Genomic DNA, 12,591 nt, shown 5'->3' on the forward strand with positions numbered 1-12,591 from the left:
GGCCGTCCGCGGGGGACGGGCCGGACGATCGGTCAGGGGCTCGGCGTGGGGGTCGGCGCAGGCACCCACACCAGGCGCGGGGCGTTCCCGTCCGCCGGGCGCAGGCCCAGATCCTGGGGAGATGCGTAGACGGGGGTGGCCTTGGCGGTGAGTGCCTCGGGTCGCGAGAAGTCCAGGGGCGGCCCCGCGAGGCCCTCCCCAGGACCCAGCGAGACGGAGCGCAGCGCCTCGGCCACCTCCGACGGGTCGCCGCTGCCGGCCAGGCCGGCCGCCCGGACCAGCGCGACGACGGCGTCGTGGCTGGCAGGATCCGCCGCCCACGCGTCCGCGGAGAACGGGGCGTCGCCGGTCAGGTTCCTGACGTCGGCGTCTCCCGCCGCGAGGCGCACGGCGGACAGGAAGGCCGACATGCCGCGCCCCTGGGCGTCCTGCTGCAGGGCCGCGCTGTCACCGGCGGACGGGGCGATGCCGACCAGCTGGCCGGATGCCGTCCCGTCGAGTTCGGAGAGCGCAGACGCGAAGGCCGGGGCGGTCGCCCCGTCAGGGAGGATCAGGGGGACGGAGACGTCGCGCGCCTGCAGGGCCTGGACCAGGCGGGCCATCCGCTGGGGCGTGGCGGCCGAGACGATCACGGCGTCCGCGGAACCAGCACTCCCCGCGTCGGTGACCGCGGGAGCGCCCGGAGCACGCTGCTGGTCCCCGGTGAGGATGGCGGCCTCCTGCGCCAGGCCCGTCACGTCGTCGAAATCCTGCAGGTCGAGGGTCTGCGCGACCGGCACCGACGTCGGTGTGGCGCCGCCGTCGTTCACGAGCAGCACGCTCGTCCTGCCGTTCACCGCGGTCCGGAGGGCCACCTCGACGGAGGTGGCGGACGGCAGGGTGGTCCACACGGACGGCGAGGGCTCCGAGGGCCGGGCGTACGGGAGGATCGCCGGGAGGCCGAGCTCTTCGGCGGCGCGGGCCGCCGCCTGGGCCTGGGGGCCCGAGCTCGCCACGACGACGCCCGCGACGCCCTGCTCGGCGAGCGCCTGGACGGCGGCTCGGGCGCCGTCCTCCGTGCCGCGGTCGTTCTGGGTGGACAGGGCGACGGCGACGCCGCCCTGGGCCAAGCGCTGTGCGGCGACGACCGCGCCCTGCGCGGCCCGGTTGTACTCGGAGCCCGGCTCGCCGGACTGCCCGTATGTCACGACGACGCCGAGGGACACGTCCTCCGGCAGGCCGTCGGCGTCCAGTGCGACGGGAACCGTCGCGGCGACGGGATCGGGCCGGATGGCTTCTGCGGGGCGGTTCAGCATGACGGTCAGGGCGACCACGGCCGCGACGACGACGGCCGCGCCGGCGACGAGCAGCGTCATGAGGCGGGTGCGCTGGTTCATGTGTCCGCGTCGATCGTGAGGGTGTAGAGGGTCTGGGAGGTCGCGCCGTCCGGCACCTTGAGGTGGAACGGGGGCAGTGCGTCGACGGCGGCGAGGGAGGCCTTGAACTGTGCCTGGCGCAGCAGCAGCCCGGCCACGTCGCGGGAACGGATGTTGGTGTACCCCTCGGCGTTCTGGGAGGCGAGGGCCAGCTGGAAGTCGGCGGTGTCGGCCTTGGCGGCGCTCGTGGCCATGGAACCGAGGAGGCCGGAGCCGTTCACGGAGCGGTCCCCGAGGTCGAGCATCACGTTGTTGAGGCTCGAGGCCAGCAGGGCGCCGGCGCCCTCGACGTCGCGGGTGGAGCCCGACGTGCTGGACGCGATGTTCGCGAGCGAGGCCTGCGTGCTCCTGTCCAGGCTCTCCGCGAGGGCGTCGCCCCGCTGGTTCAGTTCCGTGCGCTGCTTGTCCACTGTTCCGCCGGCGTCGCTCACCACCTCGTCCGAGGTCGCTTTCAGGCCGGAGATGGAGCGGTCGAAGGCCGTGATCACGGACGCCGAGCCCGCGTCGCCGATCTCGGCGACCTCGCGCACCTGGCTCCCGACGGTCTTGTCGATCTGGGTGATGGTCTTGGCCGAGACGTCGCCGAGGGACTTCTTGATCTCGTCCCCGAGCCCGTCCTGCTGCGTCTTCAGCTCGTCGAGGGTCGTCCCGACCTCACCGGAGGAGAGGATCGCGCTGTCGAGTGAGGCCACCAGGGCGTCGAGCTCGCGCTGGGTGCTCGTGACGTCCGCGGTGGCGGCCTCGTCGAGCGCCTTCACGGCGTCCTCGACCTCGTCCAGGTCGGCCTCGGTGGCGTCGATGGTGGTGTCCAGGGCGTCGAACGCCCGGGCGATCTCCTGGTCCGGGTCCGTGGTGTCGACGGCGGCGAGGACGGAGTCCCACGCGGTCGCCTGGTCGCGGAGCCGGACATCCAGCGGATCGTCGAACCCGAGCGGCGGGATCCCGTCCAGCGGGGGGAGCAGCTTGACCTGCATGACCCTGTCCATCGCGGGGGCCGTCGCGGATTCGTCGGTGGCCGGCGCGTCCGTCGCGGAGTCGCCCGGCGCAGGCTCGACCGGCGCGGGCTCGCCCGGCGCCGGCTCTCCGGGCGTTGGTTCCTCCGACGCGGGTGCGGTGGGTGTGGGGTCGGCGGTGGGTTCGGGCGACGGCGTGGGCTCGGCCGGAGGCTCGGTGGGCGTGGGGGTCGGGGTCGGCGTCGGCGTGGGCTCGATCGGCTTGCACGGCGTGGCCGTGAGGTAGGAGCGCAGCTCATCCGCGTCCCGGATCGACATCCGGCCGTTCTCGGCCAGCTCGCACAGCTCGTCGGCGAGCCGCTGGCTCTGCTGCATCATCGACCCGTCCAGGAGCGTGCCGTCACCCAGCTCGCCCTTCGCCGTCGTCGCCGTCTCGCCGATGGCGATCAGCCTCTCCCGCAGCAGATCGACGCTGTCGCGGGCCTCCTCCGACGCATCGCGGGTGGTGGTGACGGAGCCGCGGGCGGACGCGATCGCGTCCTTCACGACGGCGAGGGCTTCCGTGTAGTCGTCGGAGTCCCCGGCGGTCTCGAGTGCCGCAGCGAGATCGGTGCGCGCCGTCGTCAGCGCCTCCCCGGAGGCCTTCTGATCGCTGATCGCCTCGTTGACCGAGTCCAGCTGCAGGCTCTCGACGAGCGCATCGCCCTTCGCGACCAGTCCGATGAGGGCGGCGGTCACGGTCACGGCGGAGCCGCGCAGGGAGCAGGTCACCGAGCCCTGCGCGGCGCATTCCTCCGGTGTGGGGTTCTCGGGGCCCACGGTGGTCCTGAGGGAGTCCGCGACGGAATCCCGGCAGTCCGCGCTGACCTTCGCGTAGGCGTCGAGCTGGGCGGCCATGGTGAGGATGCTGGAGTACACGGTGGCGGTCTGGCCGGGCCTGGGTACCTCCGCGGAGCAGCCGTCCCCGTTGATCGGCACGGTCGTGGGCGCGGCCGAGGTGTCGCCCAGCATCGCATCCACCGCGGACACGGTCTGCTGCAGCTGGGACAGCGTGGTGGACTGGGTGGTGCTCGTCGCGGATTCCAGATCCGCGCCGAGGGCCTGCAGCTGGTCCTTCAGGTCCTGCATGGTGCGAGCCAGGGCCTGCGAGTTGTCGCGCAGTTCCCCGGCGGTCTCGACACCCAGGGTCTCGGAGGTCGTCTCCAGGTTCTGCCGGACGTCCGTGATGGTGGCGCCCGCCTTGGTCAGCACGATGTTGACGTCGGCCACGAGATCGATGGTGCGGCGTTGCAGGTCGAGTTCGGAGTTTGTACCCGAGGAGAAGGCGCCGGCGACCACGCCGTCCGCACTGAGGTCGGTGTTGAGGCCCGGCTGCACCGCCAGATCGAACGCCGGGACCTTGAAGTCCTCGACGTCGGCCACGAGGCGCAGCGTGGTGCTCGCTCCCGAACGGGGTGGGGCGAGGACCGTCGCCCACTGCACGACGGCGGCGCCGTCCGCGGTGCTGCTCAGCACGCCGTTGGTGCCGGCCGTGCCGTCGGAGGAACCCGGGGTGACGTCGTCGGCCCTTACGCCTTCCAGCTTCGTCGATGCGGCGATCGTCAGGGGAGCGCCGACGAGGGCCGTGTCGGACCGGGTCTGGCCCGCGGCGTCGTACTCGATGGTCTGTGGCCGGACGGTGAGATTCTCGAGGGTCAGGTCGATCTCGATGGGACCGGAATGGCCCTCCAGTTCGGCGAGGTCCGAACCGGATTTCGCTCCGGCCGTGTACTGCAGGCTCACCCGGACCGGAAGTTCACCCACCGTGTCGGCGGTGCTGTACTCCGTGGTCTCGGTCGAGGACTCACCGTTCGCGGTCACCGAGATGGTGGTCCCGTCGATGGTCTCGACGCCGGCGGCGGGGGAGAGGCCCACGCGGACGTGCTGGAGGAGCTTGACGGGGTCCGACACCGGCTCCGGATCCGGGGAGGGGGTGCAGGACGTCGTCGCGATCAGCCCCGCGACGACGATGACGGCGCCCAGCGCCTGTCCCGGCGCGCTGCGGCGTCTCGGGTTGTGCTGGTGCGTGCGAGACCGTGTGGCCATGATCGTCCCCAATTCCGTTCGGTGCCCTGAGCATCATACTCACGCGTGAACAATTTTCTCGTCCGTCTCATGTACCGGTCCTCCCGGGTGTTCCGAAGTGGCCTTTGTTTCGGTAGTGGCTTTTGTGAATGGGTGTTGGTAGCGTCACGTGCGTCCGCTCGCCGGCGATCGTTATTTCGTCCGGCAGTGAAGCGGTTGTCTCTTGGGGAGGATGTTCTTATGTCACGTGTGTTGTCGACCGAGCAGGCGAAGGCCGCTATCGGTCAGGTGCAGTCGATCATCAACGGTGGTTTCACGGATCAGATCTCGGCCCTGGATGCGCAGGGCAAGATCCTGTCGGATCCGAATGTGTGGGACGGTCCGCTGGCTTCGCAGTTCCGCGGATCCACCTGGCCGGAGACGAAAGCCGCCCTGGACAAGGCCCGCCAGGAGCTCGAGGAGCTGCGGACGCAGCTGCAGAAGATCTCCCAGGACATCTTCTCCGCCGGCGGCGGGGCCTGAGTCCACGGTCTCTGCTGTGAGGCCCGGCTGACCGTTCCACGCGTCGTGCATGGTGCGGTCAGCCGCCTCTCGCGGAACAGGTGTTTCCCCGCTCCGGGTCTTCTCGAATTGTTTCCTCGGGGCGCTGATTCCCTCGCGCCCACCGTGGTCGGTGCAGGTCTCTTTCTTTTCGTGGTTTTCCCCGTTCGGGTGTCTTCCCGGGCGGGTTTGATGGTTTTCCTGTTGTTCTTGTTCCTGGGGGGCGTTGGTTGTGGCCGAATTCGTGGAGATGCCGTTGTTGCCGGAGTCGGATGCCTCCCACGGTGGGCGATTCGATTACGGAGTGGCCGGATCGGTGCAGCGGGCGTTCCAGTCCGCGGCCACGCGGTTGGAGAACCGGGCCGGAACGCGGTCTTCGTACGTAAGCGCGGCGCGTGAGGACTTCAAGGGGCGGTTCTCGGAGATCTTCCAGGACAATGCCACGACCGCTGCGACTGATGCGACCGCCCTGGCCTCGGCGTTGCGGACGGTGGCCGGCTATGTGGGGCAGATGATCGACGCCGGCCGCGAGGAGGATGCGCGGCGCAGGGCTAATAACGCGTGGGTGCGCGAGCACAACGACCGCAACGCCTTCGAGAAGGGCTGGGACGCGGTCTTCGGCGAGGGGGACCGGCCGAACATGGACCCGGGGGCGGCACCGTCGTTCCCGCAGGCGGCGGCGTCCACGGGCTCCCGCCAGACCCCGGGGCCCGGTGGCGGGTACGGGGGCGGGACGTCCTCGGCGCGGCCCTCGAACCTGCGCACGTTCGCGAGCAGTGCGCGTGGACTGGATGACGGATTGGCGTCGGCGCCGGGTGCTCTGGCGGGCCAGCTGTCCTCCTTCGCGTCGAGCTGCTCGTGGGGAACGATCGAGGCCTCCGGGGTGATCGCTGCGTACCGGAACTACCTGCAGGCCAACGAGGACGACGCGGCGTGGGCGGTCACGATCGCCGACGCGTTCGCCGCGGCCGGTGGTGAGGGCGCCGTGTCGACGGTCTCGGATGCGGGCCTGGGGGAGGCGTTGGCCGCGGCCGGGATGAGCGCGACCCGCTCGGCCCTGTCGATCGATCCGCCGACGGCGTACGGTGCGGTGCCGACCACCGGGTATGCGAATGATCCGGTGAACACCGCGACCGGGAACTTCATCGAACCCGAGACCGATCTCGGCTTTGCGGGCCTCGCGTCGAACCTGGTGCTCTCGCGCATGTACAACTCGCTGGGCACTGGCCTGGACTCCCCGGGGGTGTTCGGCCCGGGCTGGGCGTCCGTCCTCGACCAGCAGCTGGCCCTGTCGGACGAGGGTGCCCGCTGGGTGCTGGCCGACGGCCGGGCCGTGGACTTCCCGAGGAACGGCGACGCCTGGGGTCGGGCGGTGGGGGAGAACTACTGGCTCACCCGGGAACCCGCCACCGGCTTCTCCGACCTTGACTCCGTGCCCGAGGGATTCTCGGAGCTGTTGGTGGTCCGGGACAATCAGGGTGGCTGGTGGGCGTTCAGCGCCGCCGGGCTTTGGCTGGGGGCCGGGTCCGGTCCTGGCCGCACCATCTCCGTGCACCGGGAAGCACCGGCCGACGCAGCCGACTCCGATACCGACGTCTCCACTGACGGAGTGCCCGACGGCGCGCCTCTGATCAGCCGGTTGTCGCATGGGCGGGGCCGGTTCCTGGACGTCGAGCACGCAAGCGGGCGTGTGGCCGTGGTGCGGTCCTCGGACGGCCGCCGGGTGGAGTACGGGTACGACGATGCCGGCCGGCTGGTCGGCGTGACCGGGGAGACCGGGACGCGTTCGTATCGGTGGAACGAGGACGGTCTCATCGACGCCGTGTTCTCCGCTGCCGGGGTCGTGGAGGCGGAGAACACGTACGACGCGCAGGGCCGGGTGGTGTTGCAGGTCACCCAGCACGGGCGCCGGGTGCGGTTCGCGTATCTGCCCGGCCGGGTCACTGTCGTCTCGGACGAGGACGGGTCACGGTCGAATTCGTGGGTTGCGGATGCGAAGGGACGCCTCGTCGGTGTCCTGGATTCGGACGACCGGCGCCAGTCCATGGCCTACGACAAGCACGGGAACCTGGTGTCCCTGACCGAGCGCGACGGCGCGGTCACCGTCCACGCCTACGACGCCCGCGGTCGCAGGACCCGGACGGTGACCCCGGAGGGCGCGGACCTGACGTACGGGTGGGACAAGCACGACCGACTGACCACCCTGGTCACTGCGACCGGGTCCGTGGTCAGCTACGAGTACGCCGATGACATCACCCGGGATCCGTGCGTGGTGCACGACCCGCTGGGCGGCCGCACCGAACTTCAGTGGGTGGACGGGCTCCTGGTCCGGGTGACGGACCCGGTCGGTGTGAGCATCGGCTTCGAGTACGACGGGCACGGGGACCTGATCGCCACCCGCAACGCTCTGGGGGACACGGCGAGGATCGTCCGGGACGGGGCGGGCCGCCCGGTGACGGCGGTCAGCCCGTCCGGGGCGGAGACCCGGTTCACCTACGACGCCAGGGGGCTCTTGGTGCGCCGGGTGGACCCGGACGGGGCGGTGTGGGTGTTCGAGCACGACCCGGCCGGCCGGGTGACGGCGTCGGTCGCCCCCGACGGCGGCCGGACCGAACTCGAGTACGGTCCGACGGGAGACCTGGTCCGCACCACCGACCCCCTCGGCCGCAGCATCGAGCAGGTCACTGACGAGCTTGGGAATCTCACGGCGGCCATCCTGCCCGACGGCGCCCGTTGGGGCTTCACGCATGACACGCTCTCCCGGCTGGTCGGCATCACGGACCCCGCAGGCCACGACTGGGTCCGCGAGTACGACAGGGTCGGTGCCCTCACCGCCGTGGTGGATCCCACCGGGGTCCGCACCGACACCACCACGGACCGGGCGGTCGGGACGGCGACGATCACGGACGCGTTCGCGTCCGCGACCTACAGCTTCGACCAGTACGGACGCCCGGTCCGGGCAGAATCCGCGGACGGGTCCGCGGAGCTGATTACCTATGACGCGGCGGGGAATCCGGTGGAGCTCCTCGACGGGGAGGGCGGGCTGACCGTCCTGGGCCGGGACCTGGCGGGGAAAATCACCTCCATCACCAGTCCTCTGGGGGCCGTGACCCTGTACGAGTACGACGCGTGCGGGCGCCCCTGGCGGACGACCGACCCGCTGGGTGCTGTCACCGTACTGGCGTATGACGCCGACCAGCGCGTCGCCTCCCGCACCCTGCCGACCGGCGAGGTCGAGACCTTCACCTATGACCCGTCCGGGCGCCTGACCCTGCGCCGGAGCCCGGGTCAGGGGGTGTCCCGGTACGGGTACGACGCCTGCGGGCGCCTGACGTACTCGCAGGACACCTGGTACGGGACCCGGCGGTTCGCCTACAACACCGCCGGGGAACTGACTTCCACCATCAACGGGGTGGGCGGACGGACCCGGTTCGAGTACGACACCCGCGGACGGCTCATCAAGGTCACGGACCCGTTGGGCGGGGTCACCACCCGCACCTACACCCCGACCGACCAGGTCTCCTCGGTGACGGACCCGCTGGGGCGGGTCACCACCGCGACCTATGATCCGGCCGGGCGGCAGCTGTCCCAGACCGACCCCGACGGGCACACCACCACCTGGACCTACGACGCCGCCGGGCAGGAGAAAACCACATCGGTCGACGGCCGCCTGCTGGCCGCGATCGAGAGGGATGTCATGAACCGGCGGGTCGTCGTCACCGACCACACTGGAAATGACGGGCTGGTGGTGGAGCATGAACTCGGCTTCAACCGGCGCGGGCAGCTGACCTCCCGCACCCGGGGAGGCCAGGGGTTGTCGTGGGCGTACGACGCCGATGGATACCGGACGTCCTTCACCGACGCCCACGGCACCACCACCACCTACACCCACGACCCCGCCGGACGGCTCACCACCGTCACCAACCCGTTGTTGGGCGATGCGGTCTTCACCCACGACGCGTCCGGGCGCCTGACCGGGGTGACCGCCGGGGACCTCGTCCAGGAATGGACCTACCGGCACGGGACCCTCGCCGAGCACACCCGCAGCCTCTCGAACAGCGCAAGCAACGCGGGCGGTGCAGCCACCGCAAACAGTGGCAGGGGCGCTGATGTGACGCTGATCGGCCGGGACGACGACGGCCGCATCACGGCCCTGACCCGCGCCGGCGCTATCACCCGGTACGGGTACGACGGCGCCGGACAGATGGTCACCGCCGCCACCACCCCGCTCAGAGGCTCGGACGCGCAGGCATCAATGCCGGCGGCCGAGGCGGAGGCAGCGCTCTCGGAGTGGGAGTACGACGCCGGGGGCCGCCTGATCCGCGAGAGCACCCCGACAGGGTCGCGCATGTTCGCCTACGACGCCGCGGGTCAACTCCTGACCATCACCGGCCCGGACGGGTCGAGGGTGGAGTTCGTCCACGACGGCCTCGGCCGGCGCACCCGGCTCATCGGCGCGGACGGGTCCTGGACTGAATACGCCTGGGGCCCCACCGGACAATTGAGCGGCACCTGCGAGCGGACCCCCGACGGGGAGGAAATCTCGCGGCACGGGCTGTGGGTCGATGCCCTCGGTGAACTCGCTGGCATCGACGGCACCCCACTCTGGTGGGACACCGCCACACCCATCCCCGCCCTCACCAACATCACCCCATCCCGTGACAGCACCGCGGGTGCAGGGGCCACCGGCATCGCAGATATTGGTGGCGGTCAGGTCCTGTCCCTGCCCGGCGGTGTGACAGGGATCGGTAACGCCTGGACGGCGCCGGGCTGGCGGGCGGCCCGGCCCACCGACGAGACCGACCCCTGGGCGGTCCTCGGCACCCCCACCGTTCCCACGCCCGGCGGAACCTCCGGCGAAATGGCGGGGAGTGGCACTACCGGGCTCAGCGCCGGCGCCGGTGCAAGCACCGGCCTGGCCGGCGGACTCCCCGCGGGGGTCAGCCTGACAGGTCACGGCGGCGTGGACATTGCAGGCCTGGAATGGCTCGGCGCCCGCGCCTACGACCCCGGGACCCGGGGGTTCCTGTCCACCGACCCGTTGGCCCCCGTTCTCGGCGCAGGCTGGGACGGCAACCCCTACGCGTACGCCGGCAACAACCCGCTCAACACCACCGACCCCACCGGCCTCCGACCCCTCACCGACGACGAGCTCAAGGCCTACGACGGCAGCGCCGGGGGTGCGATGGCCGCAGCAGGAGACTGGCTCGGCGACAACTGGGAATACGTCGTCGGCGGTGCCGCCATCGTCGGCGGTGCGGTGTTGATGTTCGTCCCCGGCGGGCAGGTCGCAGGCATGGGGTTGATGAGCTTCGGCGCCGACGTCGTCATCCAGAAGGCAACCAAGGGCGAGGTCAACTGGGCACAATCGGCTGCGATGGGTGCGGTCGGATTGCTCGGAGGGGGAGCTCTTTCTGCCGGGCGCGCAGCGGCTGCAACTGCGTCATCGGCCTCAAGACTTGGCAGCTACGTCGCTGTGAATGCGGGTGTCAACGGAACAGCAGGTGCAGTTGGTGGCGCAGCAACTCATCTGATCAAGAACGGGGGCCGAATCGAAAACTGGCGGTCCTTCGCCGGCTCCACAGCCGGCGGCGCGGTGAGCGGTGCTTTGGGCGGACTGGCGGGACCTGCAGGCGGAACCCTGGCTCGGGCAGGCGGTTATGGGGCTTATACCCTCACTGCCGCGGGCGCCCGATCCACGATCCAGGCAGCCGCAGCAACCACTGCTTTGGGGAGCGGTGGTGCAGTCGCGGGTACCATGACCGACAAGTTCATCGCGGGGGAAGCCGTCTCATGGGCTGACGTGGGTTGGGCGGGTGCGACAGGCGGCGCCTTGACCCACCTACCGGGTGGACCGAGCTCATCCAGTACACTCCAGCAAGCAGCACGAACGAACGTCAGCACGCTGTCGGGACTAGTGAGCGGTGGTCCGAATTCCGTGAGGCTGCTGCGCTCATCGCTTTACGGGACGACGACGGGATCAGGACTTGACGTTGCCAAGTTTCTCGTCACAGGGAACTGAGATACAGGGGAATTGATGGACAACCGTAAGTCTGATCGACCGCGCGGGGCAAGCGGGTCACGGGAATTCATGCTCCGCATGCTGATCCCCGCTGCACTCCTGATCCTGTTGCTTGTCCTGATCGTGAGCAACGTCCCGCGCGAGGTTCTTCCGGCGGCCGTCGTGGTTGTTGGCGTCGGTCTTCTGATCAGCGGCGCGGTGGGTTCTCTCACGGGTATCCGAGGACCTGCGTGGCTCATCTACGGAGTGATCTTCGCTGGACTGGGTCTATTGCTCCTGTTTCCCGCCCCATGGCAGGGGTTCGCCCTTGTATGGGTTCCTGTGTCGGCTATCGGGTACCTGTTCGGAAAAGAAATCGCTTTCTTCGTCTACAACCGTCGTCATCAGGCTTCCCCGTCCACCTGGATTGTCGCAGGCGAGGCGATCGAGAGTGTCGGGAAAGCCAAGCAACAGGCACTCTCTCGACTAGGACGTTGGGAGAGCTTGAAAGATGGCCGATTCGTGGTCAGTCTCGGCCACCGCCGCTTCGAGGCGTGGGGTGCTGCTGCGGAGGGTTTCGTTGTACACATCGCTTCGGACGATCGAGACCTCGAGACATTGTCCGTTCTCACTCATCTTCCCCACCAGGACGATGAGGTGCCGATGGCTTTGGACACGCATGGTCTGACTGGCTGGGTACCCCAAGGAGTGAAGGTTCCCGCCGATGTGGCGGAGAAAGCACTGGACGGTTTCTTCGAGTCCCAGGGGGTCAGGGACCTCACCGGCTGGGCTTGGGAACGCGGCGCCCAAGCGCAGGAACTTCGTTTCACGTAGACGCCGAGGCGGTAGCGAGAACTACGACCCGTTGTTGTGCCATTTGCTACGGGTGCGTCACATGCAATGGCGGGGTGTCAGCGTTTCGGCGGGAAACACGAAACGCCCTCCCGGAGGAGAGCGTTTCGTGTGCGATGCCTGACGGCATCATGTGGCGGTGACGGTGGGATTTGAACCCACGTTGGCTTTTACACCAAACAACATTTCGAGTGTTGCACCTTCGGCCGCTCGGACACGTCACCAACGCCACTACGTTACCGGCTCGGGCGCCCAACACCCAAAACGGGAGCCGCTACGGCAGCTCGACGACGTCGTTCTTGCCGGAGTCCGGCTTGGTGCCCGTCACGAGCCCCTTGACCATCTTCACGGCCGAGACGACGCGCGGCGCGTCCATGGACCAGTACTCGGCGGTGTCGGCGTCGACATGGATGAGGGCGACGGCGGGATCCTCGCGGCCGTTCTCGAACCATGCGGACACCGACGGTCCCCACAGCTCGTCGATCTTCGCCTGGTCCTTCGTCAGCGTGGCCGTGCCCGCGATGGAGACGTAGCCCTTGCCCGTGCTCGCCGAGACGTTGACCTGCGGGTTGGCGCGGATCTCGTCGGCCTTGGGGGAGGGGTCCTCGGTGAAGAACCAGAGGTCGCCGTCGAAGTCCTTCGCCTGGAGTGCGAGGGGCCTGCTCACGAGCTGCCCGTCGAGGCTCACGGTCGTGAGGATCGCGATGTCGGTCTTGCCGAGGATGTCCTGTACTTCTTTCAAACCGTCCTGCTGATCTGCCACGTC

6 protein-coding genes and 1 tRNA gene are annotated in these 12,591 nt (G+C 69.6%); 3 read left to right on the forward strand and 4 right to left on the reverse strand.

The window, feature by feature from the left end:
- Window positions 1-32: 32 nt before the first annotated feature.
- Window positions 33-1,376, reverse strand: coding sequence for a hypothetical protein (locus ACSGDB_RS15595; RefSeq protein WP_434995860.1), 1,344 nt, complete (start codon window positions 1,374-1,376; stop codon window positions 33-35).
- A complete protein-coding gene (locus ACSGDB_RS15600) occupies window positions 1,373-4,453 on the reverse strand; it encodes a hypothetical protein (RefSeq protein ID WP_434995862.1) in 3,081 nt (1,026 codons plus the stop codon). The genes ACSGDB_RS15595 and ACSGDB_RS15600 overlap by 4 nt, the downstream gene beginning before the upstream one ends.
- A 219-nt stretch (window positions 4,454-4,672) precedes the next feature.
- Between ACSGDB_RS15600 and ACSGDB_RS15605 the strand changes: the two genes are divergently transcribed.
- The 3 genes from ACSGDB_RS15605 (at window position 4,673) to ACSGDB_RS15615 (ending at window position 11,807) form a co-directional block, all read left to right on the forward strand.
- The gene (locus ACSGDB_RS15605; protein WP_394251278.1) at window positions 4,673-4,954 is read left to right on the forward strand and encodes a pyrophosphorylase; all 282 of its coding nucleotides are present in this window, start codon (window positions 4,673-4,675) and stop codon (window positions 4,952-4,954) included.
- A 322-nt stretch (window positions 4,955-5,276) separates the two neighbouring features.
- Window positions 5,277-10,994, forward strand: coding sequence for a DUF6531 domain-containing protein (locus ACSGDB_RS15610; RefSeq protein WP_434995864.1), 5,718 nt, complete (start codon window positions 5,277-5,279; stop codon window positions 10,992-10,994).
- A gap of 78 nt (window positions 10,995-11,072) precedes the next feature.
- Complete coding sequence (locus ACSGDB_RS15615) at window positions 11,073-11,807, forward strand: hypothetical protein (RefSeq protein ID WP_434995865.1); 735 nt, start codon at window positions 11,073-11,075, stop codon at window positions 11,805-11,807.
- A gap of 152 nt (window positions 11,808-11,959) precedes the next feature.
- Here the strand turns inward: ACSGDB_RS15615 and ACSGDB_RS15620 are convergent.
- Both ACSGDB_RS15620 and ACSGDB_RS15625 read right to left on the reverse strand, forming a co-directional pair.
- Window positions 11,960-12,049 (reverse strand) — tRNA-Ser (locus ACSGDB_RS15620).
- Between the two features lie 50 nt (window positions 12,050-12,099).
- Window positions 12,100-12,588 carry a pyridoxamine 5'-phosphate oxidase family protein gene (locus tag ACSGDB_RS15625; protein ID WP_394251313.1) on the reverse strand — a complete coding sequence of 163 codons (489 nt, stop codon included), beginning with the start codon at window positions 12,586-12,588 and terminating at the stop codon, window positions 12,100-12,102.
- Between the last annotated feature and the right edge of the window lie 3 nt (window positions 12,589-12,591).

It is taken from the genome of Arthrobacter sp. Ld5 (assembly GCF_051172775.1).
Lineage (GTDB): Bacteria > Actinomycetota > Actinomycetes > Actinomycetales > Micrococcaceae > Arthrobacter_D.